This is a genomic window from Vibrio sp. 1557, assembly GCF_033340175.1.
Classification (GTDB): Bacteria; Pseudomonadota; Gammaproteobacteria; order Enterobacterales; family Vibrionaceae; genus Vibrio; species Vibrio alginolyticus.
The window spans coordinates 479,032-505,001 of record NZ_JAWOVZ010000001.1; the positions used below are offsets into that span (position 1 = coordinate 479,032).

Annotated in this window: 23 protein-coding genes; 19 read left to right on the plus strand and 4 right to left on the minus strand. The window is 44.6% G+C overall.

Features of this window, described 5'->3' with window-relative positions; translation table 11 throughout:
• The first annotated feature begins 92 nt into the window (after nt 1-92).
• The 8 genes from R7070_RS02115 (at nt 93) to mnhG (ending at nt 7,046) form a co-directional block, all read left to right on the plus strand.
• Nucleotides 93-1,028, plus strand: coding sequence for a universal stress protein (locus tag R7070_RS02115; RefSeq protein ID WP_054574676.1), 936 nt, complete (start codon nt 93-95; stop codon nt 1,026-1,028).
• Nucleotides 1,029-1,137: 109 nt separating this feature from the next.
• Nucleotides 1,138-1,329, plus strand: a complete 192-nt coding sequence (locus R7070_RS02120; protein ID WP_005373328.1) for a hypothetical protein — start codon at nt 1,138-1,140, stop codon at nt 1,327-1,329.
• A gap of 164 nt (nt 1,330-1,493) precedes the next feature.
• On the plus strand, nt 1,494-4,163 hold the full coding sequence (gene mbhE, locus R7070_RS02125; RefSeq protein ID WP_104980549.1) for a hydrogen gas-evolving membrane-bound hydrogenase subunit E: 2,670 nt from the start codon (nt 1,494-1,496) through the stop codon (nt 4,161-4,163).
• Complete coding sequence (locus R7070_RS02130) at nt 4,163-4,516, plus strand: Na+/H+ antiporter subunit C (protein WP_104980551.1); 354 nt, start codon at nt 4,163-4,165, stop codon at nt 4,514-4,516. The genes mbhE and R7070_RS02130 overlap by 1 nt, the downstream gene beginning before the upstream one ends.
• A complete protein-coding gene (locus R7070_RS02135; RefSeq protein ID WP_085569114.1) occupies nt 4,513-6,009 on the plus strand; it encodes a Na+/H+ antiporter subunit D in 1,497 nt (498 codons plus the stop codon). The genes R7070_RS02130 and R7070_RS02135 overlap by 4 nt, the downstream gene beginning before the upstream one ends.
• A complete protein-coding gene (locus R7070_RS02140) occupies nt 6,006-6,482 on the plus strand; it encodes a Na+/H+ antiporter subunit E (protein ID WP_005373320.1) in 477 nt (158 codons plus the stop codon). The genes R7070_RS02135 and R7070_RS02140 overlap by 4 nt, the downstream gene beginning before the upstream one ends.
• Nucleotides 6,475-6,753 (plus strand): cation:proton antiporter, encoded by a 279-nt coding sequence (locus R7070_RS02145; protein ID WP_005373317.1) that lies wholly within the window; start codon nt 6,475-6,477, stop codon nt 6,751-6,753. Before R7070_RS02140 ends, R7070_RS02145 begins: the two co-directional genes overlap by 8 nt.
• Nucleotides 6,753-7,046 carry a monovalent cation/H(+) antiporter subunit G gene (gene mnhG / locus R7070_RS02150; RefSeq protein WP_005373314.1) on the plus strand — a complete coding sequence of 98 codons (294 nt, stop codon included), beginning with the start codon at nt 6,753-6,755 and terminating at the stop codon, nt 7,044-7,046. Before R7070_RS02145 ends, mnhG begins: the two co-directional genes overlap by 1 nt.
• A 19-nt stretch (nt 7,047-7,065) precedes the next feature.
• Here the strand turns inward: mnhG and R7070_RS02155 are convergent, their stop codons facing one another.
• Nucleotides 7,066-7,773: a GntR family transcriptional regulator gene (locus tag R7070_RS02155; protein WP_005373312.1), complete on the minus strand. Its 708-nt coding sequence runs from the start codon at nt 7,771-7,773 to the stop codon at nt 7,066-7,068.
• A 180-nt stretch (nt 7,774-7,953) separates the two neighbouring features.
• On the opposite strand from R7070_RS02155, the gene R7070_RS02160 reads away from it, so the two are divergent.
• Both R7070_RS02160 and R7070_RS02165 read left to right on the plus strand, forming a co-directional pair.
• Complete coding sequence (locus tag R7070_RS02160) at nt 7,954-9,282, plus strand: 6-phospho-alpha-glucosidase (protein ID WP_005373308.1); 1,329 nt, start codon at nt 7,954-7,956, stop codon at nt 9,280-9,282.
• A gap of 55 nt (nt 9,283-9,337) precedes the next feature.
• On the plus strand, nt 9,338-10,888 hold the full coding sequence (locus R7070_RS02165) for an alpha-glucoside-specific PTS transporter subunit IIBC (protein WP_017633701.1): 1,551 nt from the start codon (nt 9,338-9,340) through the stop codon (nt 10,886-10,888).
• Between the two features lie 178 nt (nt 10,889-11,066).
• Here R7070_RS02165 and R7070_RS02170 read toward each other — a convergent pair whose 3' ends face one another.
• The 3 genes from R7070_RS02170 to R7070_RS02180 all read right to left on the minus strand — a co-directional run bounded on the left by R7070_RS02170 (nt 11,067) and on the right by R7070_RS02180 (nt 14,860).
• Nucleotides 11,067-13,097 carry an acetoacetate--CoA ligase gene (locus R7070_RS02170; RefSeq protein ID WP_104980552.1) on the minus strand — a complete coding sequence of 677 codons (2,031 nt, stop codon included), beginning with the start codon at nt 13,095-13,097 and terminating at the stop codon, nt 11,067-11,069.
• An 87-nt stretch (nt 13,098-13,184) separates the two neighbouring features.
• Nucleotides 13,185-14,111, minus strand: coding sequence for an electron transfer flavoprotein subunit alpha/FixB family protein (locus tag R7070_RS02175; protein WP_005373301.1), 927 nt, complete (start codon nt 14,109-14,111; stop codon nt 13,185-13,187).
• Nucleotides 14,108-14,860, minus strand: coding sequence for an electron transfer flavoprotein subunit beta/FixA family protein (locus R7070_RS02180; RefSeq protein ID WP_005373300.1), 753 nt, complete (start codon nt 14,858-14,860; stop codon nt 14,108-14,110). The genes R7070_RS02175 and R7070_RS02180 overlap by 4 nt, the downstream gene beginning before the upstream one ends.
• Before the next feature lie 155 nt (nt 14,861-15,015).
• On the opposite strand from R7070_RS02180, the gene R7070_RS02185 reads away from it, so the two are divergent.
• The 9 genes from R7070_RS02185 to R7070_RS02225 all read left to right on the plus strand — a co-directional run bounded on the left by R7070_RS02185 (nt 15,016) and on the right by R7070_RS02225 (nt 25,757).
• Entirely contained in the window at nt 15,016-16,653 is a 1,638-nt protein-coding gene (locus tag R7070_RS02185; protein WP_005373299.1) for an electron transfer flavoprotein-ubiquinone oxidoreductase, read from the plus strand.
• Between the two features lie 242 nt (nt 16,654-16,895).
• Nucleotides 16,896-17,696, plus strand: a complete 801-nt coding sequence (locus R7070_RS02190; protein WP_005373297.1) for an ABC transporter ATP-binding protein — start codon at nt 16,896-16,898, stop codon at nt 17,694-17,696.
• Entirely contained in the window at nt 17,696-19,648 is a 1,953-nt protein-coding gene (locus R7070_RS02195; RefSeq protein WP_005373296.1) for a long-chain fatty acid--CoA ligase, read from the plus strand. Before R7070_RS02190 ends, R7070_RS02195 begins: the two co-directional genes overlap by 1 nt.
• The gene (locus tag R7070_RS02200) at nt 19,648-20,541 is read left to right on the plus strand and encodes a branched-chain amino acid ABC transporter permease (RefSeq protein ID WP_005373295.1); all 894 of its coding nucleotides are present in this window, start codon (nt 19,648-19,650) and stop codon (nt 20,539-20,541) included. Before R7070_RS02195 ends, R7070_RS02200 begins: the two co-directional genes overlap by 1 nt.
• 11 nt (nt 20,542-20,552) lie before the next feature.
• On the plus strand, nt 20,553-21,620 hold the full coding sequence (locus R7070_RS02205; RefSeq protein WP_005373288.1) for a branched-chain amino acid ABC transporter permease: 1,068 nt from the start codon (nt 20,553-20,555) through the stop codon (nt 21,618-21,620).
• Nucleotides 21,621-21,665: 45 nt separating this feature from the next.
• Nucleotides 21,666-22,910, plus strand: coding sequence for an ABC transporter substrate-binding protein (locus R7070_RS02210; protein ID WP_005373285.1), 1,245 nt, complete (start codon nt 21,666-21,668; stop codon nt 22,908-22,910).
• An 80-nt stretch (nt 22,911-22,990) separates the two neighbouring features.
• On the plus strand, nt 22,991-23,812 hold the full coding sequence (locus R7070_RS02215; protein WP_005373283.1) for an ABC transporter ATP-binding protein: 822 nt from the start codon (nt 22,991-22,993) through the stop codon (nt 23,810-23,812).
• 9 nt (nt 23,813-23,821) lie between these two features.
• Nucleotides 23,822-25,024 (plus strand): phenylacetate--CoA ligase family protein, encoded by a 1,203-nt coding sequence (locus R7070_RS02220; RefSeq protein WP_033906431.1) that lies wholly within the window; start codon nt 23,822-23,824, stop codon nt 25,022-25,024.
• Nucleotides 25,025-25,160: 136 nt separating this feature from the next.
• A complete protein-coding gene (locus R7070_RS02225; protein WP_005382731.1) occupies nt 25,161-25,757 on the plus strand; it encodes a methyltransferase domain-containing protein in 597 nt (198 codons plus the stop codon).
• The last annotated feature ends 213 nt before the right edge of the window (nt 25,758-25,970 follow it).

Consider the following 25,970-nt stretch of genomic DNA (forward strand, 5'->3'; position numbering starts at 1 on the left):
ATTGATTTCATCAACGTCACAAGCCGTTACAATTATCCGTTAGGTATTATACTTTGTGGGTGGTTAATATTTAACCAAACAAGGAGGTGTGTATGAAACGATTCGCAAACATACTTTTTGCAACACAAGGATTGCCAGGCCATAGTGACGCCCTCGAACAAGCGATGAGGATTGCATCTAGCAACAAAGTGCCTGTCTCAGGGCTAATAGCGTGCCCTGATTTCCCAACAGACATGATCCAGTATCAGCAAAGTTATGAGCAATCGCTGCAAGACTCCCTCAAACAAAGTATTCACGAATACAGACAGAAGCTGGGACTCACTGAAGAGGATCTCGCATTTCCTCTTACTGTGAAAAGCAGTGAAAAGCCCGCTGTCTGTATTATTCAAGAAGCATTAGCTGATAACAAAGATCTCATCATCAAAGAAGCTGAACCGCTCGGTGAAGGTGCTGAGGGTTTCAAAGCTATTGATATGACTCTGTTACGAAAATGCCCTTGTCCGCTTTGGTTGCACCGACCAATTGATAAGCCAAGAGATAAGCGCCGTGTTGCTGTGGCTATCGACCCATTAACGGCAAGCGATGAACAGCACTCATTAGCCGTGCGTTTACTCGAATTATCGCGTTCGATAGCCGACACCTGCGATAGTCGTTTACACGTGATTTCTTGCTGGGAGTATTACTTAGAAAACTACCTTAATGGTAACGCTTGGATTCAAGTCGATGATGCTGAGTTGAAACATGAACTCGACAAAGCAAAAGCCGATCATAAACAAGCTCTGCAACAGCTGTTGGAGGAGTCTGGGATTACAGGTGAAATTGTGATTCACCACCTGCATGGAAAACCCGACGAAAAGATTCCAGATTACGTAGAGAGTATTGAGGTAGACGTGCTGGTAATGGGAACCTTAGCGAGAACTGGTATATCTGGCTATGTCATTGGTAATACGGCTGAAAATATTTTGCAATCGATTAACTGTAGTTTGGTCGCTCTTAAGCCCGATGGTTTTGTCTCACCGATTCAGTAATTGGGGTGTAACAAAGTTGGGTTTAAGTGATGTTTTAGGTAAAGGAGGGAGATGGATCTCTAGAACATGGAATTATCAATGTATCAATAAGTTATCAGAGGAGAGTGACATGAAAAACCTATGCCCGAAATGCCACACAGAAATGATAGAACGTTCGAATGTTTATGTTTGTCCGAGAAATGATATCGGTGACTGCACCTACGATGCATTCGAGTTAGCTGATGACGATAATCCATATACATTCAGCCAAGAACACGTAAGTAGTGACCTACGTTCTTATGCCGTAGCAGACAGCAAATAGCGGTTTGTATCGGCGTTCCTCTAAGTAGCACTCAGTGATTACTGTTTGCTACTTTTCCCTTGGTTTCATGATCGTTTTTGAAGCGCTTGGGCTAAAACAATACAGTGGAGTTTGTCATTTGCGCCGGATAGGGCGTATCTTCTTATAATAACGAATGGGCTGCGATGTTGAATAACATAACGGGTAAAGAAAACCTACCGAAAAACCTAGATAATCAGTTGGTCTTACTGATTTTCCCTGCGCTGCCAGTTTTAATCTTCTCTTTTCTCTTCTATATCTATACTCCTGCAGGCGTGAGCTGGAATGCGGAATGGATACCAAGCCTCGATATCAACCTTAGCTTTAGATTAGATGGTCTTTCATTTCTTTTTGCGGGACTGATCAGTGGGATTGGCGCACTGATTCAAATCTACGCTTTGGCTTATTTACGAGAAAGTGATAGCCGGTTTTCCTTTCATTTGTATCTAACCCTATTCATGCTTGCCATGCTAGGGATTGTGATGAGCGATAACATTCTGTTGTTATTTGTTTTCTGGGAACTCACCACCATCACTTCTTACTTACTGATCGGGTTTAATCACGAAAATAAAACGTCTCGGAAAAACGCCTTGCAGTCGCTGATTGTTACCGGTGCTGGTGGACTAGCGTTGCTAGCTGGTCTTATCTTGCTGGGAGCAATGGCTGGGAGTTATGAGCTAAATACCATTATCGAGCAGGCAGACACTATTGCGCAGCATGAATGGTTTATCCCATCTCTAGTGCTCATACTACTCGGTGCATTTACTAAATCTGCGCAATTCCCGTTTCATTTTTGGCTACCTAACGCGATGGCAGCTCCCACTCCGGTCAGTGCGTATTTACACTCGGCAACAATGGTAAAGGCAGGCATTTACCTATTAGCACGTTTATCGCCAGTTTATGCCCACAGCGAGATCTGGTTTTATGCTTTAGTCATCACTGGGAGTATCACGGCCATTTGGTGCACATTTGTCGCATTAAAACAAACTGACTTGAAGCTGATGCTAGCCTACAGCACGAATGTTGCTTTGGGTAAATTAACATTATTACTAGGTATGGGCACAGATTTGGCCGTTAGTGCGGTATTGATGTTTATTCTCGCTCACTCTTTCTATAAAGCTGCGCTGTTTATGGTGGTGGGTAATATCGACAAAGCGACAGGAACACGAGATATTGATCAATTGTACGGTCTGAAGTCAGTTCTCGTCATCAGCATGGTTGCGGGGAGTTTGGCTGCATTGTCTAAAGCGGGGTTCCCGCCGTTGTTAGGCTTTTTGAGCAAAGAATACATGTACAAATCCGCAGTAGAGCTCAATAACTGGATCGCCTTTGTACTTTTAATCGTGAATATACTGATGGTCGCGCTAACCATTATGCTTATTGCGAGACCATTCTTTGCTCGCCGTGATCTCGTGCCGATTGAAACTAAGCCAGTTGAGACAAAAAAAGCCATGTGGATCTCGCCTTTGCTCTTGGCAGTTGGCAGCCTCCTAGTTCCGTTATTCGGTTTGAATTGGTTAGATCGCAATATTATTTTTCCGGGCTCTGCTGACATTCTGCCCACAGCAACTCTTAAAGAGACATCACTATGGCATGGCGTGAATGTACCGTTAGTGTTAAGCGTTATTACGCTAGCGTTGGGGTATGTGGTGTACCGTGTTTATCCTACTGTGTCTGCATTTTTTCAGCGGTTACATCTATTCGTCCCCAAAGCGGAGAATATTTTTGAACGACTATTAGATGGCATGATGACAGTGGCGAAGTGGCAAACGGCGCGGTTACAGCAAAAGAAATTGAGTCGCTATGTCCTATTATTTTTCACGGTACTTGCCGTTGCGTTACTGAGTCAGGTAGCGCTTATTCCTCTGCCTTTGGTTGGCGAACTTTCAAGTGTCACTTTCTATGAGATTGGTATTGCCTTATTGTTGATTGGTGCTGCGCTCGTATGTACGTTGTCCCACGCAAGACTTCTTGCGATTTCTGCGCTTGGTATGATTGGCTTCATGACCACGCTTGTTTTTATGATTTATAGCGCCCCGGACGTTGCGAAGACTTTACTGTTAGTGGAAACATTAATGGTGGTCTTTCTTGCATTGTTAATGCGTCATATGCCACGTCTAACCACCGTGCCCAAGCATTCAATAAGACGTAAAGTAGCGAATATTTGCATAGCAGGTGTGATAGGAGTTTCGGTTACTTTACTTTTGTTAGGAATCACGTCTCAGCCGATGGACTCTTCGGTGTCAGATTTCTTTGCAGAAAACAGTGTCCCGGGTGGACATGGGCGAAACATTGTTAACGTTATTCTGGTCGACTTTCGCGCATTTGATACATTGGGAGAAGTTGTCGTCGTTGTTATTGCTGGGATTGCGGCAGTGAGCTTGCTTAAGACAAGAGCGAAAAAGCAAAATCGTATCCAATCATTAATTTTTGCAACCACGGCACACATCGTTTCGGCACTCATGCTCGTATTTTCAGTGTATCTGTTGTTACGTGGTCATAACGAACCGGGTGGTGGCTTTATTGGTGCGTTGATTGCCGTTATTGGTTTATCACTTCTCATGTTCGCGGAATCACCGAAATACGTTCGTTCTAGGTTGTATTTCAAACCGTTTCTCATTGCGTTATCTGGCATCGCATTGAGCTTAGTTTCTGGTGCTTTGAGCTTTGCGTTTGATAAACCGTTTTTGACCGGACTGTGGTGGAAAGACGTGATACCACTAGGGACGCCATTGGTTTTTGATGTTGGTGTTTACCTTGCCGTTATAGGTGGCGTGATGGGTATGCTGCTTCGTATTAATGAGGAGCTAGAGTGATGGAAATAGTCTGGAGTGTTGTCATTGGAGTATTTGTCGCAGCAGGTGTTTATTTAATGCTTGAAAAGCATATCTTGCGCCTTTTGTTCGGCATCATGTTACTCAGTAGTGCGGTTAACCTTGCTATTTTTACCGCTGGAAGGCTGACGCCTGGAGAGCCGCCATTGATTGGCGATAATGCTCTTTTACCACCAGATAGCGCGGCAAATCCTTTACCTCAAGCGCTTATCTTAACTGCGATAGTCATCGGTTTTGGACTACTTATTTTTTCTTTAATGCTGTTCTATCGAGCTTATAAAGACACTGGAACTGCAAACGTCGATGAAATGCAACGTTCTGAGGAGGGTCAATGAGTTCGATTTTGCTTACGTTACCGGTAGTTCTCTCGCTGAGTACGGCGTTGATTATCTTCTTCGTCCGTCGCTCAACAAAAAGTGTTGAGTGGTTGAGCGGTGTAAGTGCGATTTCGAACCTTTTCGTTGCGGGCTTTCTCACAGAAAACATCATAAATAATGGTATTCAAGCCGTTGCTTTTGGTCAGTGGAGTGCGCCATTTGGTATCGTGTTTGTCGCAGATTACCTCAGCGTTGCTATGGTGATGATCACGGCGGTGATTGGTGCGATATGTGTTTTCTACGCGATGGCGGACCTTCACCGAAAGCCCTCCTATAGCAATTACCATGCGTTAATGCACATGTTGCTTGCTGGCGTTTATGGCGCTTTCCTGACTGGAGATATTTTTAATCTGTATGTTTGGTTTGAGGTCATGCTCATTTCATCATTTGGTTTAATGGTGTTAGATGCAACGAAAACTCAAGTTGATGGTGCAGTAAAGTACGTGATGTTGAACCTGATTTCGACGCTGGTATTTTTGCTTGCTATCGGCTTGTTGTATGGCGCAACGGGCACCTTGAACTTGGCCGATCTCTACACCAAAGTAGGGGAAAATGAATTGAGCATCAACATGATGCTGTCCGCGCTATTTTTGTTTGCCTTTTCTATTAAAGCGGCACTCTTTCCTTTATTTGCTTGGTTGCCAGCTTCTTATCACACGTTACCAAGCGGTGTGGTGGCACTGTTTGCCGCGTTGCTTACTAAAGTCGGTGTATACGCGTTGATAAGAGTCTTTACCTTGGTATTTCCGCTCGCCGAGAGTGGTTGGCAACCGACGTTAATTTGGGTCGCAGGGCTAACCATGTTAACGGGCGTTTTAGGAGCGGCTAGCCAATTCGACATTAAGAAAATTCTTTCTTTTCATATTATTAGCCAAATAGGCTATATGATCATGGGGTTGGCTATTTACACTCCCTTAGCTTTAGCCGGTGCCATTTTCTACATTGTTCATCACATCATTGTAAAAGCGAATTTGTTCTTAATAGGTGGATTCATCGAGCGCAAATATGGCTCTAGTCAACTTGAACATTTGGGTGGGGTATACAAAGCTATGCCTTGGTTAGCGTTCTTGTTTCTTGTCCCTGCGTTTTCTCTGGCCGGTTTTCCACCGCTATCGGGTTTCTGGGGAAAGCTATTGGTCATCAAGTCGAGCATACAGGCTGAATATTACTGGTTAGCAGGTACCGCGTTATTGGTGGGGTTGCTTACCGTCTACTCGATGACGAAAATTTGGAGTGAGGCATTTTGGAAAAAGCCATTTAGAGAGAAGCCAGAACAGACTCTGCAGGCCAAAGTACATTGGTTGTACTGCGTTCCAATTATTGTATTGACAACGTTGACGCTAATCATTGGCTTAGTGGCGGAGCCTTTTTATCAATTTTCCGTTCAAGCTGCAGAACAACTGTTAAATCCGACTGAATACATCAGAGTGGTGTTAGGAGGAAATACATGATCTATCTATTCCTCAATTTTTTCTTAGCGTTAGCGTGGATGATGCTTAATGGCAGCTATTCGAGTCTGAATTTTGTTGTCGGATTTACGGTCGGCTTTTTTGCTTTAAGGTTGAGTCAACCATTTGGATTGAAAACGAGCTATTTTCAACGTTTTGCATCTGCATTGAAGTTATTGGTGTACTTCGCTTATGAAATGGTTATATCGGTTGCGAAAGTGGTGTGGGACGTCGTGACACCTACTCATTTGAGTCAGCCTGATATCGTTTATGTCCCTCTGGAGGTCGATTCTGACCTAGAAATCACATTACTGGCGAACATGGTTTCTTTAACACCGGGTACGCTTAGTTTGGATGTTACGGCTGATAAAAAGTATCTTATCGTTCATGCCATGTTTGCACCTGAACATGAAGAGGTTATTCGCGGAATTAAAGATGGGTTAGAGCATCGAATTTTGGAGGTGACGCGTGGATAGTTGGCTGCAAATAACGGTCACTTTTGCCTATTCTGGGCTACTACTCAGCTTTGTTATGGCTTTTGCTCGTTTAATTCTAGGACCAACGCTAGCTGATCGAGTTGTGGCGTTAGATCTGATTTCATTTATCACTATCGGATTTATTACGGTTTACACCTTAGACAGCGGTGAGGACGCTCTGTTAGACATCGCCATTACATTAGGTTTGGTCGCATTTCTCGGCACGATCGCATTTGCACGTTTGATCGTTAAAAGAAAGGAGAAAGAATAATGGACGTGTTGATTGGACTATTTTTATGCTTAGGAACATTGTTGACCTTGGTTGCAAGTCTAGGTGTCCTGAGGCTTCCTGATTTGTATACCCGAATGCATGCAGCGACCAAAGCTGGAACTGTCGGAGTGAGCTGCTTGTTATTAGCGGTCGCTTTCTCACTCCCTGAAGTTACCGTGATCTCTCGGGTTATCGGTACGATGTTGTTTATCGTTCTCACTGCGCCAGTCGCCTCCCACCTGCTCGGCAGAGCAATGCGAGAGGTCGGATATAAGATTTGGCGCAATGATTAACCATTAGCGTCGAATAGTACTACGTCCTAGTTGAAATAAACTCGAAGCTGTATTGATGAAGTCGGAAGTAATTGACGGTATATTCAAATGCACGACCATCTTCTAGGTAACCAGTGGACTCAACTTTTAGAATAGGGGAAGCTTCTGATTCATTCAGGTATGAGGCCGTCTCTGCATCTAACAAATACGGTTTGACAGACTGACTGCTTTTCGCAATTTTCAATCCTTTGCTATTTTCAATGTACTCATATTTAGAACCATTCATTATGGCTATGCTCAAGTCTGGAAATAACACTGCTGGCATATGAGTGACTTCGTAAATTTCAGGCTCATCATTAATACATCTGAGTCTATGTATTTCATATGTATCATCATTGGGCGAGAGATTTAACTGCTTAGCAACCTGTTCATTCGGTTTTTTAAGTTCGAACTTTATGACTTGAGAGCTAGGCGTTTTCCCCTGTTTACTGACTTCCTCGATAAAACCCAGCAAATGTAAGGCATCATGTTGGGCTTTTAGATCGTTTACATAAGTTCCACTACCTCTTGTCCGACTAATTAAATTATTGTCGACCAGAATTTGTAAGCTTTTTCTGATGGTTACGCGGCTTACGGAAAACTCTTCTTGCAAATCACTCTCTTTTGGAAGCATCGATTTAGGTTGTAGTTCCCCATCTTTGATCTTTTTTTCTAATCGTTCCGCAATGTCTATGTATTTGGGTTTCATAATACCTCGCTAAGTCTTGGATCATGATAGCAAGAATGTGATCTGAGATGTAGTTAATACTTTTCCTTAGGATCTTTGTGTGATTTTTATCTCGTATCTTTGTGCTTACACTTTAAATGTATCATAAAAGTATTAATACTTATTTTATACATTTTCAGGATAAACATTTGAGGTAGCGAAATGAAACGTCAAAAATTAACGATTGTTGGTGCTGGCAGTACATACACACTTGGTATGATGAACAGCCTTATTGCCGAAAAAGATAACTTTCCACTCGCAAAAGTCGTGTTTTACGACATAGATGAGAAACGCCAAGAATCGAATGCATTAGCTACTGAAATTCTATTGCGAGAACACTATCCAGAAGTTGAAGAGTTTGTTTATACAACGGATAAATCTGTCGCATTCGCAGATTCGGACTTTTTCTTTATCCAGATCCGCACTGGTGGGTTGGCCATGCGCGAGCGCGATGAACAAATCCCGCTATCCAACTCTTGTGTTGGGCAAGAGACATGTGGCGCGGGAGGAATGGCATATGGACTTCGCTCTATCGGCGACATGATCCAGCTAGTGAACGAGATCCGACAAACGTGTCCAGATGCGTGGATTCTTAATTACACCAACCCGGCGGCAATTGTCGCTGAAGCTTTAAATCGTGAATTTCCGCATGATAAGCGAATTCTAAATATCTGTGATATGCCAGCAGCGATTATGGTCAGCTATGCGCAATTGTTAGGATGTGAAATTTGGGACTTCGTTCCTGAATATTTTGGGCTTAATCACTATGGCTGGTTTACCAAAATTCGTAACAAACAGGGTGAAGACTTAACGGACAAAATTAAAAATATCATCCTAAAAGAAGGGATCAGTGCGGTTGATGCGGAAATAGCGGATGACCCATCGTGGCAAGCCACATTCAAAAACATGAGAACAATGCTTGCTGATAATCCAGAGTTTTTGCCGAATACGTATCTTCAGTACTATTTGTACCCTGAAAAAATGGTGGCGAAAGAGGATATCAACAATACCCGCGCAAGGCAGGTAATTAACGGCCGTGAGAAACGAGTGTTCGAATTGAACGCAAGAATAATTGAAGCGGGCACCACGAAGCACGAAACACTGCATGCCGATATCCATGGTCGATACATGGTGAGAGTTGCGGCTTCGCTTGCCTACAACTTGAGCGATGTGTATCTCGTCATCGTACCGAATAATGGTGCTATTACAAATTTACAAAATGACGCCATGGTAGAAGTTCCAGCTGCGCTAACTAGTGATGGACCGAAAGCTTTTACTGTAGGAAAAATCCCAACCTTCCAAAAAGCCATGATTGAGAGCCAACTTGGTTACGAGAAATTAGTTGTGGATGCTTGGTACGAAGGAAGTCAGCAAAAGCTGATTAATGCACTCACACTTAACCGTACCGTGGTTAATGTGCCAAAAGCTAAAGAAATAACAAAACAATTACTAGAAGAAAATAAAGCCTACCTTCCTCAATTTTTTCAATAACAACTGGACGTTCGGGGCCTACTTGTAGGCTCCGTGAATGAAACAAGAGGTTTATATGAAAGACATTATTCAAAGGTTCGGAGCCGCGATGTTTGTTCCCGTTCTATTATTTCCAGCAGCGGGCATGTTATTGGGTTTCTCTGTTGTGCTGTTAAATCAAGAAGTGTTTCCTTGGGCACTAGAGGGGAGTGCTTGGGTTAAAGTCTCGACGATCATTTTACAGGCATCTCTCGCTGTATTTAAAAATATGGCACTTATTTTTGCCGTTGGGTTACCTATCGCTTTAGCTAAAAAAGCATCTGGTCGCGCTGTACTTGCAACACTCGTTTCCTACATTACGTTTAACTACGTTATTGGTGGAATCCTTCAATTTTGGGGACCAGAACTGGGCGTGAACTATACGGAAGGTGAGCGAGGTTTGACTGAAGTTGGTGGCATTCTAACGCTTGATACCAACTTACTAGGTGCCATTTTAATTGCAAGTCTCTCTGTTTGGGTTCACAACCGATTCTTTGATAAAAAGCTACCGGATTGGGCGGCTGTATTTGGCGGAACGCCATTGGTTGTGATCATTAGTTTCCCCATTATGGTCGTGATGGCAATTCTAACTTGTTTGACTTGGCCAAGTATTCAGCATGGTATTAACAATCTGCAATCATTTTTGGTTTCTGCTGGATCGTTAGGGGTATGGCTATTTACGTTTTTAGAGCGAATCATGATACCAACGGGGTTGCATCATTTCGTATATGGTCCCGTTTTTTATGGGCCAGTTGCAGTCGATGGCGGAACGGTTGCCTATTGGATTCAAAATATACAGACATTCGCCCAGAGCTCGGAAAGTTTAACGACACAATTTCCTCAGGGTGGTTTGATGTTGACGGGAATGGGTAAAGTGTTTGGTTGTACGGGTATCGCACTAGCACTCTATTCAGTTGCGAAAAAAGAAAATAAAAAGATGGTGATGGGGTTAGTGCTCGGAGCCGCAATCACAGCAATTCTTACAGGGATAACCGAACCAATAGAGTTTACATTCTTATTTATCGCACCTGCGCTGTTTGCTTTGCATGCGTTGTTATCTGCGACAATGGCAACGATCGCCTTTATGTTTGGTGTTTCCGGTAACTTTCAGACTGGCTTGATAGACTTCATTTTCCAAAACTGGTTGCCTTTGGCTGGTAACCATGCAGGAACATACGTGATTCAGATTATTATTGGTCTCATGTTTACTGGTGTTTACTTTGTTACGTTTCGCGCGCTTATTTTAAAATACAACATACTTACTCCGGGACGTGAAGGTGCAGATAGTAAGTTGTATTCCAAAGCTGACTACAAAGAAGCGAAAGCGGTCCATAACAGTAGCGCAAGTCCGTCACAAGCTAGTGCCTTTATTGAAGGTCTGGGTGGAAAAGAAAACATTGAATTGTTAACTAATTGCGCGACGCGTTTGCGTGTTAAAGTTAAAGATGTCTCTCTTGTAAAGGAGAACGCATTTTTCACACAGCACGGAGCGGTGAATATTGTTAGAAATCAAGAGAGCCTTCAAATCATCGTTGGTTTAACGGTGCCACAAGTTCGCGAAGATATGAGCCAACTGATAAAAGCTTAACCCCCAAACTAATGCTCCAGCTCATATGGCTCAAAGGTGAGATAGAATTATCTCACCTTTTTTGTGTACATGAAGCATATTTCGCGCAGTTTCCACGAAAGTGGGGAGGAGTTATTGAGCGAGCTAAAAATACAGTTAGGTTATACCCGTCTGTATTGTTGGAAGACTTGTTGAGTCTCTAAGTGACAGTGGCGCCACTTTCTATGTTGAAAAGCGTTTTAATTTCTTCCAGCACTTCTGGGTTAGCAATAGCACCAATGTTTTTTACAGCTTGTCCGTTTACCAATTGTTTCACTGCTAGCTCAACCAATTTGCCTGAGCGCGTTTTAGGAATATCACTGATAGCAAAAATTTGTCGTGGGACATGGCGCGGTGAACATTTTGTTTTCAATGTTTGGCGAATTGAATCGGTGAGTTGTTGGGTTAACTCGACGTTGTGAGCGAGTTTTACTAGTAACCAGATTTCTTCAGACTGCTGGTTTAACTTGCCGACAGCGATGGAGTCTTCAACCTCGGGTAACGCGTTCACTTTCTGATAGATTTCAGCGGTACCGATGCGTACGCCGCCTGGATTTAAGGTTGCGTCACTACGGCCATAAAAAATAAAGCCGCCATGTTCGGTTTGCATCACATCGTCGCCATGGTGCCAGATATCGGTAAACTTGCTCCAATAAGCGTTGTGATAAAGTTCGCCGTTGTCGTGCCAGAAGCCAATAGGGAAGTTAGGTAGCGAGTTATTACAAGTCAGTTCGCCGCGTTTTTGCGTAATAGTATGTCCATCATCCTCTAGAACACGTGCGTCGATTCCCAGCCCTGCGCCTTGGCATTCACCTTTGTAAACTGGTGAGATAGGGTTTCCCAGTACAAAGCATCCGCAAATATCCGTGCCGCCAGCGATAGAAGCGAGATGCAAGTCCTGCTTGATGTGCTGATAGACATAACTAAATTGTTCTGGGTAAAGCACCGAACCAGTTGAGCAAAGAGTTTTGAGTGACTTCAGGTTATGTTCTAGTTTTGGAGAGCAGTTTGCCTGTTCCAGTGCTTCTAAGTATTTCGCTGAAGTACCAAACAGCGACACGCTATGTTCTTCTGCTAATTGCCATAAGACGGAGTGATCAGGGTAAACCGGACTACCGTCGTAAATCACTAAGGCTGCACCACTCGCAAGAGCGGAAACATGCCAGTTCCACATCATCCAACCACATGTTGTGTAGTAGAAAACCTTGTCTTGCGATTTGATGTCGCAATGCAGTTGATGTTCTTTGAGGTGATTGAGCAAGGTACCGCCTGCGGAATGGACAATACACTTAGGTTGACCTGTTGTACCAGAAGAATACAAAATGAATAACGGGTCATTAAACAGCATTGGTTGATATTGAATTGATTGTGGAGAAAAGTGGTGAGTAATATCGGACCAAGAGACAAAGTCAGAAGTGGTAGCTCTCTTAGCGTTTTGTAAATATTCGATTTGGCATACGCTAATAGTAGTCTCTTCGGAGGCACTGCTTAACTTACTACTAAGAGTGGTGTTCTTGTCCGTCATATCGAAAGCTTTGCCTCCGAACTGGTAGCCATCACAGCAAAAAAGAACTTTCGGCTTAACCTGACCAAAACGCTCTACGACGCTATCGATACCAAAATCAGGAGAGGTTGAAGTCCAAATAGCGCCAAGGCTTGTAGTAGCCAACATGGCTATAACGGTTTCAGGAAGGTAGGGCAAATAACCCGCAACGACATCGCCTTTACCGACACCACAATTGAGTAGCCATTGTTGAATGGCAGAAACTTGTTCAAGCAACTGTTTACCGGTGAGTTGTCGGTGTTCACCGCTTTCATTGCTAAAAACAATAAACTCACGCTCTGGTGATTGCTCAGCCTGAGATAGGAGGTTCTCTGCGTAGTTCAGCGTGGCGTCAGCAAACCATACTGTGTCTCTATTTACATGGTGATGATTAGAACCTGTTTGTGTCCATTTGGGACTGCCAAGGCTCTTGATTTGCGAACCTATATCTCCGATTACGTTGCAAAACTGCCAAGTATGTCGCCAAAATTCATCATTGTGCTCAATGGACCACTGGTGTAGAGACGTGTAATTGTTGATTACGGTACCTTCGGCTTTGTCTTTATTAACCTTTTCGATGAACCGTAATAAGTTGCTATTGCTGACGCGCTCAGCAGATGGTGACCAAATAGGTGCAGAATTTGGCATAGGTCCCTCTAATTTCAATTCTTTTGAATATGACCAAAAACAAAATAAAGGGGCGAACATAGCGGTGTTCGCCCCTTATCTGATCGTTTAAAGTTGTTCGGCAAGCTGAGGTAGTACCTCAAATAAATCACCAACCAATCCATAGTCGGCAACTTCAAAGATAGGAGATTCTGGATCTTTGTTGATCGCGACAATCACTTTGGATTCCTTCATTCCTGCAAGATGCTGGATGGCACCGGAAATCCCAACCGCTATATAAAGCTTAGGTGCAACGATTTTACCGGTTTGACCCACTTGTAAGTCGTTGGCAACAAACCCGGCATCAACTGCCGCGCGAGAAGCGCCAATGGCAGCACCTAGTTTATCGGCAACTTGTTCGATCAACGCGAAGTTCTCTTTGCTACCGACCCCGCGTCCACCTGACACAACCACCTCTGCCGCGCTTAATTCAGGACGTTCTGACACGGTTTTATCGACAGAAACCAATTCAACCATTGGAGCTGAGATAGTGACCTGCTGATGCTTAATATCAGCTTGGTTGTGACAAGTAACCGGCTCAAACGCAGACGCGCGCACGGTGATGACGCGAACCTTGTCGCTGGTGGTCACTTTGGCAAATGCGTTTCCTGCGTAAATAGGGCGGATAAAAGTGTTTTCATCGATAACTTGGACAATATCGGAAATTTGCCCAACGCCGAACTTCGCTGCTACTCGCGGTGCAAGATCTTTCCCTTTTGATGATGAGCTAGCCCAGATTGCGTCAAAACCTTCAGCAACACTCACTACAATAGGTGCGATACTCTCGGCAAATTGATGCTTAAGTTGCTCATCATCGACACAAATTACGTTTGATATACCATCAACGCGACAAGCTTGTTGAGCGACTTCTTCACACTGGTGGCCCACTACGATCAAAACATTGTCTTGGCTGACTTGTTTTGCTGCATTAACCACTTTGAGTGTGTCAGCATGCAATTGGTTATTGTCATGCTCTGCTATGATTAAGTTCTTCATGAAATCACCTTCGCTTCGTTACGCAGCTTATCGAGAAGCTCTGAGACAGATTCAACCTTGATGCCACCTTTTCTTTGCGCTGGCGGTGTGATTTCTTGAATGGTTTGGCTAAATACCACTTCAACACCCAGACTGTCAGGTGTGATGGTATCTAACGGCTTGCGCTTAGCTTTCATGATATTAGGCAAAGAGGCAAAACGCGGTTCATTCAGGCGTAAGTCAGTACTGATCACCGCAGGTAAGTTCATCGCGACCGTCATCAAGCCGCCGTCCACTTCTCTCACGACCTGAACTTTTTGATCTTCTATCTTCACGTCGGAAGCGAAAGTTGCTTGAGGCCAGTCAAGTAGGGCGGCCAGCATCTGAGCCACTTGGTTGTTGTCCGTATCAATGGATTGTTTACCCGTAATCACAAGCTGTGCTTGTTCTTGCTCAACCAGAGCTTTGAGCAGCTTAGCGACGACCAATGGCTCTATTTTGTCTTCAGTATCGATATGAATAGCGCGATCGGCACCTAACGCAAGCGCAGTACGTAGTTGCTCCTGACACTGGCTACCGCCGGCACTGACAACGATGACTTCATCTGCAATACCTTGCTCCTTTAGTCGTACGGCTTCTTCAACGGCTATTTCGCAAAATGGATTAATCGTCATCTTGACGTTATTGGTTTCAACATCGCTATGGTCCGCTTTCACGCGAACTTTAACGTAGGGATCAATGACCCTTTTGATTGGCACTAGTATTTTCACGTTAGATTCCTTTTACAGTGAAGACTATGTGTTTACAGTGAAGACGATGTGATGACGTCTTTAAAATGATGTTAATTTACCTTTACGTTTGCGTCAACTTTAAATATATTGTTGATTAACAAGTTGGCAACATGCAAAGAAAAAGGAATGCAATCATGGAAAGAGACTGCATGGAATTTGATGTTCTGATTGTAGGCGCAGGTCCCGCAGGCTTGTCTGCGGCATGCCGAATCAAACAATTAGCAGCAGAAAAAGAACAAGACCTCTCTGTTTGCGTGGTAGAAAAAGGCTCTGAAGTTGGAGCGCATATTTTATCGGGTGCGGTGTTTGAAACGCGAAGTTTGGATGAGCTTTTTCCCGACTGGCAAGAGAAAGGCGCTCCGCTCAATACCAAAGTAAACCAAGATAAAACCTACTATCTAGGCAATGACATCAATGGTCATGAACTGCCTTCTTGGGCGGTGCCTAATACGTTACATAACAAAGGTAATTACATCATAAGTTTGGGCAGTCTATGCCGATGGATGGCGTTGCAGGCTGAGAACTTGGGGGTGGAGATCTACCCAGGTTTTACCGCCAGTCAAGCGATCATCGATGAAGATAGTCGTGTTTGTGGCGTGATCACGGGCGATATGGGGTTAGACAAAAATGGTGAACAAAAAGGAAATTTCGAACCTGGTATTGAACTGCGAGCGAAGTTTACTTTATTTGCTGAAGGCGCACGGGGGCATATTGGTAAGCAGTTGATTAACCGATTTAATCTTGCTGAAGAGAAAACGCCTCAACATTACGCTATCGGTTTTAAAGAGCTGTGGGAAATCCCATCAGAGCAGCATCAGCAAGGTTTAGTAGTGCACGGATTAGGTTGGCCGCTATCAAATGAAGCTACAGGTGGCAGTTATCTCTACCATTTAGAGGGAAACCAAGTTGCCGTCGGGTTGATTGTTGACTTGAATTATAAGAATCCGCACTTGAGTCCATTTGATGAGTTTCAACGTTTTAAACACCACCCGTTGATTGAGCAATACCTCAAAAATGGGAAGCGTATTAGCTATGGCGCAAGGGCGATCACCAAGGGTGGCTTTCATTCGCTTCCCACTCAGCAATTTGCTGGTGGTTTATTAATTGGATGCGATGCAGGAACACTTAACGGCGCTAAAATCAAAGGCACACACACGGCAATAAAATCTGGCATGCTTGCCGCTGAAGCAGTATGTGAAGCCCTTGAGAGTCAGTCAGTTACTGCTGATTATCAAAAGCATTTCAAACAGTCTTGGCTGTATGAAGAGCTTTATCAAGCACGTAACTTCTCAAGTGGCATTCACCGCTTTGGATCGTGGCTGGGCGGTGGTTTAGCGCTGCTGGAACATAACGTATTAAAAGGCAAAGCTAAGTGGCATATCCGCTGTGATAAGCCTGATCATCAGTCTCTGTTATTGGCGGAAAGCAGCAATGAAATTGTCTATCCGAAGCCTGATGGCGTGTTAAGTTTCGATCGCCTCTCTTCTGTTTATCTATCCAATATCTTCCATGAGGAAGATCAACCATGCCACTTACGACTGGAGAACCAGCGGATCCCTATTGAGCAGAACCTTGAATTATATGCAGAGCCAGCACAGCGCTATTGTCCGGCTGGCGTGTATGAAATCGTACAGGGGGAGCAGCAGCCAGAGCTGCAAATAAATGCGGCCAACTGTATCCACTGTAAGACCTGCGACATCAAAGATCCAAGTCAAAATATTACCTGGACTCCGCCAGAAGGTGGTGGTGGTCCGAACTATCCAAATATGTAAGCGTTTGAGAATAATTTTTATTAACAATTTATTTACTTAAAGTTTGCGTTAGTTCAAATCTTTCTCGATGAACTCGATTGCAACTTAATCTTTCAGGCACTATTCTGATTTTAAATTGACGTTTACGTAAACTGAATACAAAGTTGATGCATAGGTGTAAAAGCGGTTACCAGTATCAAAGTTAGGTTTGATCAAATAGTGCTCAATGGAACGCACTTAAAATAACGAAAGGGAGATCAACTATGGTATCGGAATCGCCTCTGTTGCAGGTAAACGATATTTCATTGGCTTTTGGTGGGGTGAAAGCTTTAACTGACGTGAGCTTCCATGTGAATGAAAAGGAAATTTTTTCAATCATTGGCCCAAACGGTGCAGGTAAAACCTCAATGCTCAATTGCATCTCTGGTCGATACACACCAAACAAAGGCTCTGTAATCTTCGCTGGAGATGATGTAACTAAACGGACACCTAGCCAACGAGCTGAGTTAGGGTTGGGAAGAACCTTCCAAAACTTAGCGCTCTTTTCTCACATGTCGGTACTGGACAACATCATGGTTGGCCGACACCACCTACTAAAAAACAACTTCGTCACGGGGCCACTCTATTGGTTCTCTAATGCGCAGAAAGAAGAGATGGCGCACCGCAAATATGTGGAAGACGTGATCGATTTTCTAGAAATCCAGCACATCCGAAAAGCGACTGCAGGCACCCTATCTTACGGCTTACGTAAGCGTGTAGAGCTTGCTCGTGCCATTGCCTTAAAACCTAAGTTACTGCTGCTTGATGAACCAATGGCAGGTATGAACTTGGAAGAAAAGGAAGACATGGCACGTTACATCATGGATCTGAATGAAGAATTAGATATCACGATCATCATGATTGAGCACGACATGGGCGTGGTCATGGACATCTCTAATCGCGTTTTGGTTTTGGATTTCGGTAAACACATTGCTACGGGTGAGCCTGAAGAAGTGATGGCCAACCCACATGTGAAACAAGCGTACTTAGGCGAAGAGTTACCGACATTAGAGGAGAGTGCATAATGGCACAGCAACATAATGATTGGGCAGATATAACCCGCTTAGATACCTTTCCAAAAGTGTTGCAACACAATGCCAAGAACTGGCCCGAACAAGTCGCAATGCGTGAAAAGGAGTTTGGTATATGGCGAGAGTTCACTTGGAAGGATTATGAAAACCGCGTCAAGTGGATGGCACTGGCACTACGAGATTTGGGTATTGGTGAGCAAGATGTCGTTGGTTTGTTAGGTGATAACCGCCCGGAATGGGTATGGGGCGAGTTAGCGGCACATGCGATCAAAGGTTTCTCGCTGGGCATCTATCAAGATTCTATGCACGAAGAGGTGGCGTACCTTATCAACTATGCCAAAGCAAAAGTCGTGATTGCCGAAGATGAAGAGCAATGCGACAAGCTGCTTGAGCTTGGTGATGAAATTCCTAGCGTTGAATACATTATTTACTGCGATCCTCGTGGAATGCGTAAATACGATGATCCAAGATTGATTGATGTTGAACAGGTCTACAAAAAAGGTCAGCTGATTGATAAAGCGGACCCAGACAAATATCTCAATATGGTTGTTGAAACCAAAGGCAGCGATCTTTCAATTCTTTGTACAACGTCGGGTACGACTTCTAAACCAAAATTGGCTCAGCTACACAGTGGCACGTTCTTGGATCACTGTGCGGCTTACTTGCGTGCAGACCCTCGTTCCCCAGGCGACAACTACGTTTCTGTTCTGCCTTTGCCTTGGATTATGGAGCAGGTTTACGTGGTTGGTCAGGCGTTGATTTCTCGTCAAATCGTTAACTTTGTGGAAGAACAAGAAACCATGATGTCCGACTTGCGTGAAATCGGTCCAAACTTTGTGCTGTTAGCGCCACGTGTGTGGGAAAACATTGTGGCAGACGTGTCTGCACGAATGATGGATTCGACACCGTTTAAGCAAAAGATGTACAAACTGGGCATGAGCTTAGCCAACAAAGCGTTAGAGCAGGGCAAACGTTCTAAACTCGCCGAATGGATTCTTTTGCGTGCTTTGCGAGACCGTTTAGGCTTTTCGAACCTAACATCTGCTGCAACGGGCGGTGCGGCGATGGGGCCTGACACTTTCCGTTACCTACAAGCTATTGGTGTGCCACTTAAGCAGCTTTATGGTCAGACCGAAATGTGTGGCGCATACACCGTGCACCAAGCGGATGATGTGGATTACGATTCCGTTGGTGTTGCGTTTGATAATGCAGAAGTGAAAGTCATCAACCCAGACAGCAATGGCGTTGGTGAAATCATCGCGAAAAGTACAGGCATGTTTACTGGCTACTTAAACAACCAAGCAGCATATGATGAAGATGTTCAAGATGGTTGGATGCACACAGGCGATGCGGGTTATTTTAAAGATTCCGGTCACTTGGTGGTGATTGATCGTCTGAAAGATATGTCGGAAACCAGCCACGGCGACCGCTACTCTCCGCAGTTCATTGAAAACAAACTCAAGTTCTCGCCGTTTATTGCAGAAGCCGTGGTGGTAGGTAAAGGTCGACCTTGGCTGTCTGCCATCATCTGTATTCGCTATGCGATCGTCGCGAAGTGGGCAGAGCAACGCGGCTTGGCATTTACCAACTACACCAACTTATCTGCTCAACCAGAAGTGTACCAAGCGATTCGTGAAGAAGTTCAAAAAGTGAACGAATCCCTACCGGATGCACAGAAGATCAGCAAATTCATTCTACTTTACAAAGAGCTGGATGCCGACGATGGAGAGCTAACTCGCACACGTAAAGTACGCCGTGGTGTGGTTGCAGAGAAATACGGAGACATCATCGAAACCATCTACAGCGACGATCCAAAAGTCGATGTCGATACAGTGATCACTTATCAAGATGGCACCAAAACACGCATTCAAACGTCGCTAGTTATTGAAACGCTTATTGAGCATGAGCCAACACTAGTGGATAGCGAACAACGGAGGATCGCATAGTGAATACGGATTTATTACTGCAACTCGTCATTAATGGCGTGATCGTTGGCATGTTGTATGGCGTTGTCGCCATGTGCTTTGTATTGATTTACAAATCGACCCAGGTGGTCAACTTTGCTCAGGGTGAGTTCCTGTTGATTGGCGCATGGGTATGTTGGGCGGCATTGGTACACCTACAGTTACCGTTTTTTATAGGCTTTTTACTCACGCTCGCGTTCATGATGATTTTTGGTATCGCCGTGCAAACCATTGTGCTCAGACCGTTGATTGGTGAACCGATTATCTCTGTGATCATGGTGACCATTGGTCTATCGATGTTTTTCCAAGCGCTGATGAAGTGGATATTCGGTGTCTCTGCTGTGTCGTACCCGCAAGTGTTCGAAACCAACGTGGTGAATATCGGAGGTTTGAATGTTGAGTTTGCTTACATTCTGAGCTTGATCTTCTCAATGCTCATCATGGGCGCGTTCTACTGGTTCTTCAAATTCAGCAAAATGGGTCTGGCAATGCGCGCAACGGCATTCAACCAGCAAGTAGCCCAGAGTCTTGGCATTTCCATCAAGAAAGTGTTCGCCATCAGTTGGGCCATTTCGGCAATGGTATCTGCAACAGCAGGGATTGTTATCGGTATCGTTAACGGCGTATCTGACGCGCTATCCATTATTGGTATCAAAGTTTTCCCAGCCGTTATTTTAGGTGGCTTAGATTCGGTAGTCGGCGCAATTGTCGGTGGTATCACCATCGGGGTGCTAGAAAACTTGGCTGAGTTTTTTGATAGCCAATACCTGCAAGTGGGTAACTTGTACAACATCGCACCATTCTATGTGCTGTTAATCATTCTTGCCTTCAAGCCATATGGCCTGTTTGGTACCAAAGATATTGAGCGTATTTAAGGAGAAATAACATGGCTCAACTTAGCATGCGCCCGTGTGGGGATTTTCGAACCACATACAAAAGCGATACGCCAATTTTTGAAACCAAAACCATCAGAAGCCTTGCGATTGCAGGTGTCATCGCCATGCTGGCAGCACCGCTGGTCTTGGATATTTACTTCCTAAACCTGTTTATTCAGATTGCATACCTCGGTATCGCGGCATTGGGCTTAAACATTCTGGTTGGTTTTACCGGACAAATTTCGCTAGGTCACGGTGCGTTCTTTGGCTTTGGCGCCTTTGCATCGGCTTGGCTAAATAACCAGTTTAACATTCCAGTCGTGTTTGCGATTCCGCTTGCGGGTTACTTAACCATGATTGTGGGGATGCTGTTTGGTCTGCCAGCGGCTCGAATTAAAGGTTTATACCTAGCTATCGCAACGTTGGCGGCGCAGTTTATTCTAGAGGACTTCTTTGCTCGCGCAGATTGGTTCAGTGGCGGCTCATACGGTGCAAGCGCGAACCCAATTAATTTGTTTGGCTTTGCGTTTACGACTGACGAAAGCTTCTTCTACATCGCTCTGTTTGCGCTGATCTTCATGTATATGTGGGCATCAAACTTAATCCGTTCTCGTGACGGTCGCGCGTTTGTCTCAGTACGAGATCACTATCTGTCAGCAGAGATCATGGGCATCAACCTAACCAAGTATCGTCTTCTCTCATTTGGAGTGTGTGCATTCTATGCAGGCATCGGGGGCGCACTCTACGGACATTATCTAGGGTTTGTATCAGCAGAAGGTTTCACCATCATGATGTCTATCCAGTTTTTGGCCATGATCATCATTGGTGGCTTAGGCTCAGTCAAAGGTACGCTGATGGGGACGATATTTATCGTACTTCTGCCTGAAGTTTTAGAGTTTGGCGTAACGGGGCTTTCAGCGTTTGGTGATACCACCGCTTTCACTGATGGTCTGGCTTACTTCAAAGAGATGGCGATTGGTTTAGTCATCATGCTGTTCCTCATTTTCGAACCTCAAGGATTATCGCATCGCTGGCAACAGATTCGAGCATATTGGAAACACTATCCGTTCTCATATTAACGTGGAATTAAGTGGAATATACCTCAATAACAAGGACAACGAGTTATGAACAAAGGACATTTAGCGACAACGTTGGTGCTGTCATCTGCACTGTTTACTACCGCAACTTGGGCAAAAGATTCTGTGTTTGTCGGGCAATTAGTCGACTTTTCTGGACCAACTGCCTATGTGAGCAAGCCTTATGGTTCTGGCGTGCGAGACGCATTGCGTTGGATTAACCAAAACGGTGGCATTAACGGTACCGAGCTCGAATTTGAAACAGTAGACATGGCGTACAAAGTACCAGTGGCGATTTCTAACTATAAACGTTGGGTGGCGCGTAAAGACATGGTTGCGCTGCAAGGTTGGGGTACGGCGGATACCGAAGCACTTATTTCGTTTGTCACCAAAGACAAAGTGCCGGTGTTCTCTGCTTCTTACTCTGGTCACTTAACTGACCCAACTGGCAAAAACCCAAAAACCGCGAAACCAGCGCCTTATAATTTCTTTTATGGTGCGTCGTACTCAGATGCGTGCCGTGCGCTAGTTAAGTGGGCGAAAGAAGATTGGGAATCTAAGGGCAATCAAGGTGCGCCGAAATTTACGCACATTGGCGATAACCATCCATTCCCGAATGCGCCAAAAGAAGCGTGTGCAGAGTACGCTAAAGAGCTTGGTTTTGATGTGCAAAACCCAGTCGTTGTGTCACTAAAACCAGGGGACTTCAAAGCGCAATGTTTGTCGCTGAAAGAGTCAGGCACCAACTATGGTTACATTGCTAATATCGGTAGCTCGGTTATCTCACTAGTGAAGTCTTGTAACACGGTTGGGACAGAGTTCCAGTACATGGCAAACATTTGGGGCGGCGACAAGCCAGTGCTTGAAGCAGCAGGCGATGGCCTTAAAGATTACGTTTTCCCGGGTATGACGGCGTTTTGGGGAGATGATAATGAGGGCATGAAGCTGGTTCGTGAGATTTCTAAGCAGTCTGAATCAGAGCCGGGCGAATTCAGAACTCACCATTACATTCGCGGTATTTGTTCTGCGTTCTATATGAAAGAAGCAATGGAGTGGGCGAAAGACAACGGTGGCATCACAGGTGAAAACATCAAGAAGGGCATGTATGTCCATGACAACTGGGTACCACAAGGCTTAGAAGGTGTTTGTGTCCCTGCGAACTGGAAACCGGAAGATCACCGAGGCACAACAACCGTGAACGTCTTTATGGGCAACAACGATGGCGGCGCAGTTGATATTAAGAAAGTATCTCAGGTGACATTGTCACGTCGTGACGATTGGCTAGGTTACTAATCTACGACTTATTAATAACAAAGCTTACTGAAAATAAGGATGGGTGAGAGAACACTCTCACCCTAGCAAGGAGTAGCTTGATGGCTGAATTAGCAACGAATATCGAACCGGCAGAAATACTGCTTTCAGTGAACAACATTGAAGTCGTCTACGACGAAGTAATACTAGTACTTCGCGGTGTGAGTTTAGAAGTTCCAAAAGGGCAGATTGTGACCTTACTGGGCGCCAACGGTGCGGGTAAATCCACAACGTTGAAAGCCATTTCTGGTTTATTGAAAACCGAAGATGGTGAAGTGACGCGCGGCGAAATCAACTTCATGGGCGAGCGTATAGACAACAAAAGCCCGGAAGAGATCGTCCGTTCGGGCATCTTCCAAGTTATGGAAGGGCGCCGAATTGTTGAAGATATGACGGTAATAGAAAATCTTCGCTTAGGCGCTTATACACGCACTGACAACGAAGTTGAACAAGACATCGAAATGGTGTTTGACTATTTCCCGCGACTCAAAGAGCGCACTGGCCTGGCGGGCTATTTGTCTGGCGGTGAGCAACAAATGTTAGCTATTGGCCGAGCGTTAATGGCTCGACCGAAGATGATTTTGTTGGACGAACCGTCTATGGGGCTTTCTCCACTGCTAGTTAAAGAAGTATTCAGCATTATTAACAAGATCAACAAAGAGCAAGGTATTACCATGCTTTTGGTTGAACAGAATGCCAACTTCGCTCTTCAAGCGGCCGATTACGGTTACATCATGGAATCAGGCAAAATCGTACTAGATGGCAGCAAGCACGAATTGCTAAACAATGAAGACGTAAAAGAATTCTACCTTGGCGGCGGCGATGAAGATCGCAAGAGCTTTAAGAATCTGAAATCTTACAAACGTCGTAAGCGTTGGTTGTAAGGAGCAAGGATGAACGAACTATTTGATGCGAAAGAATCGTTGTCTCTACAGGCGCGAGAAGAGTCGCTGTTTCAACGTTTGCCAGCGCTGATTGAAAATTCGAAAGCCAATAGCGAACATTACGCAGCGCATTTTTCTGAGTTAGATCCTACATTGGCAAACAATCGTGAAGGGCTTGCTCAGTTCCCGATTACACGTAAGTTCAATGTACCTAATCAGCAGCAACTTAAACCGCCGTTTGGTGGCTTAAATAGCGTTGCCATTGGTCAAATGGCACGTGTTTTTCAGTCTCCTGGGCCTTTGTATGAGGCTCAAACGGATGAGGCCGATTTCTGGCGTATGGGGCGCGCGTTTCACGCAGCTGGGTTCTGTGCGGGTGATTTAGTGCATAACACGCTCTCTTACCATTTCTCTCCTGGCGGATTTATTATGGATGGTGGCGCAAGGGCTTGTGGCTGTGCGGTATTTCCGGCTGGAGTAGGCAATACCGAAGCGCAAATAGAAGCAATTAAACAGCTTCAACCTAATGGTTACACTGGTACACCTTCGTATTTGCTGACGTTGCTACAAAAGTATCAAGAGAAATACAATGAGCTGCCTAGCTTTGAGAAAGCTCTGGTCTCTGGTGAAGCGGTTACAGCAGACATGGAACAGATGTTTGAGGAAAAAGGCATTGCAGTCTTTCAAGCCTACGCAAGTGCAGAGCTTGGTTTGATTGCTTATCAAGTGTCTGGTGAACAAGGATTAGTGATTGCCGAAGATATTATTGTTGAAATCGTTGATCCTGATGGTGTTCCTGTACAACCGGGAGAAGTCGGTGAAGTCGTTGTAACGTCGCTCGATGAGAAGTTCCCGCTGATTCGCTACGCAACGGGAGATTTATCGGCATACCTAGAGACAAGTTCTGATTCTTCACGCACGAATGCACGAATTAAGGGCTGGATGGGACGAGCAGACTCCGCGGTGAAAGTAAAAGGGCTGTTTGTTTATCCGCATCAGATCCAAGAAGTCTGTCGTCGCCACGATATTAAAGGCTCCTTGAAAATTGAGCGCGATGGCTTCAACGATGCCATTACTTTCTGTTGTCATGATGTGCATGTATCAGCAGAGGACATTCAAGCAACACTCCAGTCTGTCACTAAACTGAAAGGCAATGTCCAGTTTGTACCGAACCAAGCGGAGCAGCCGTTAATCAATGATCTTCGCAGTTAACTCATTGGTGGCATAAGTGCAGTAGAAAGTGGTTGTCATAAAAAACTAACAACGTCAGACAAAAGGCTAGAAAAGGGATACCACATTGCGCTGCGTATCCCTTTATTTTTTACTACCGCAATCAGGGAGCGGGTAAATGAAACAGGCACCAATGATTAACACACAATTCTGGGATGATTTGTTTATCCGAGGCACTATGCCTTGGGATGCCCAATCGACACCTCAAGAACTCAAGGACTATCTCGACAATTCACTTCATGTAGGCCAGTCAGTGTTTATTCCTGGGTGTGGTGCCGCTTATGAACTGAGCACTTTTATTCAATATGGGCATGACGTGATCGCGATGGATTACAGCCAAGAAGCGGTAAAAATGGCGCAATCAACGTTAGGTAACTACAAAGATAAAGTCGTATTGGGTGATGTATTTAATGCCGATTTTTCTCACTCGTTTGATGTCATTTACGAGCGGGCCTTTCTCGCAGCACTACCGAGAGATATGTGGTCAGAATACTTTTCGATGGTGGATAAATTATTGCCAAGCGGAGGTTTTCTAATTGGTTTTTTCGTCATTGATGATAATTACCTATCACGCTTTCCTCCATTTTGTTTGCGAAGTGGGGAGTTGGCATCTTTTCTAGAGCCCACGTTTGAACTTGTGAAGTCCTCAGTGGTGGCAAACAGTGTTGAGGTTTTTAAAGGCAGAGAGCAATGGATGGTGTGGCAGAAACGTTAGTCGTCACTGAGACTTCTTTAGAAAGTATTCGCGGAAACTGTCTGGTTCTTTGTGAATCGCTGATACATAGGTCTTCACTCTATGCCTGATGGAATGCTTACATAGTTTGTCGGTTTGTGTGAAACATTAATTTCTCGTTGCTGGTTTAAGTTGTTGAGATATCTCTAACAGCGGTCGAGTGGTTGAGTTTATTGCCGGCACGGGTTGTGTGCT

Bases quoted from the DNA above. Each gene is read 5' to 3' on its own strand.
- R7070_RS02115 (WP_054574676.1), top strand. From the start codon at position 93: ATGAAACGATTCGCAAACATACTTTTTGCAACACAAGGATTGCCAGGC.
- R7070_RS02120 (WP_005373328.1), top strand. From the start codon at position 1,138: ATGAAAAACCTATGCCCGAAATGCCACACAGAAATGATAGAACGTTCG.
- mbhE (WP_104980549.1), top strand. From the start codon at position 1,494: ATGTTGAATAACATAACGGGTAAAGAAAACCTACCGAAAAACCTAGAT.
- R7070_RS02130 (WP_104980551.1), top strand. From the start codon at position 4,163: ATGGAAATAGTCTGGAGTGTTGTCATTGGAGTATTTGTCGCAGCAGGT.
- R7070_RS02135 (WP_085569114.1), top strand. From the start codon at position 4,513: ATGAGTTCGATTTTGCTTACGTTACCGGTAGTTCTCTCGCTGAGTACG.
- R7070_RS02140 (WP_005373320.1), top strand. From the start codon at position 6,006: ATGATCTATCTATTCCTCAATTTTTTCTTAGCGTTAGCGTGGATGATG.
- mnhG (WP_005373314.1), top strand. From the start codon at position 6,753: ATGGACGTGTTGATTGGACTATTTTTATGCTTAGGAACATTGTTGACC.
- R7070_RS02155 (WP_005373312.1), bottom strand. From the start codon at position 7,773: ATGAAACCCAAATACATAGACATTGCGGAACGATTAGAAAAAAAGATC.
- R7070_RS02160 (WP_005373308.1), top strand. From the start codon at position 7,954: ATGAAACGTCAAAAATTAACGATTGTTGGTGCTGGCAGTACATACACA.
- R7070_RS02165 (WP_017633701.1), top strand. From the start codon at position 9,338: ATGAAAGACATTATTCAAAGGTTCGGAGCCGCGATGTTTGTTCCCGTT.
- R7070_RS02170 (WP_104980552.1), bottom strand. From the start codon at position 13,097: ATGCCAAATTCTGCACCTATTTGGTCACCATCTGCTGAGCGCGTCAGC.
- R7070_RS02175 (WP_005373301.1), bottom strand. From the start codon at position 14,111: ATGAAGAACTTAATCATAGCAGAGCATGACAATAACCAATTGCATGCT.
- R7070_RS02185 (WP_005373299.1), top strand. From the start codon at position 15,016: ATGGAAAGAGACTGCATGGAATTTGATGTTCTGATTGTAGGCGCAGGT.
- R7070_RS02190 (WP_005373297.1), top strand. From the start codon at position 16,896: ATGGTATCGGAATCGCCTCTGTTGCAGGTAAACGATATTTCATTGGCT.
- R7070_RS02195 (WP_005373296.1), top strand. From the start codon at position 17,696: ATGGCACAGCAACATAATGATTGGGCAGATATAACCCGCTTAGATACC.
- R7070_RS02205 (WP_005373288.1), top strand. From the start codon at position 20,553: ATGGCTCAACTTAGCATGCGCCCGTGTGGGGATTTTCGAACCACATAC.
- R7070_RS02210 (WP_005373285.1), top strand. From the start codon at position 21,666: ATGAACAAAGGACATTTAGCGACAACGTTGGTGCTGTCATCTGCACTG.
- R7070_RS02215 (WP_005373283.1), top strand. From the start codon at position 22,991: ATGGCTGAATTAGCAACGAATATCGAACCGGCAGAAATACTGCTTTCA.
- R7070_RS02220 (WP_033906431.1), top strand. From the start codon at position 23,822: ATGAACGAACTATTTGATGCGAAAGAATCGTTGTCTCTACAGGCGCGA.
- R7070_RS02225 (WP_005382731.1), top strand. From the start codon at position 25,161: ATGAAACAGGCACCAATGATTAACACACAATTCTGGGATGATTTGTTT.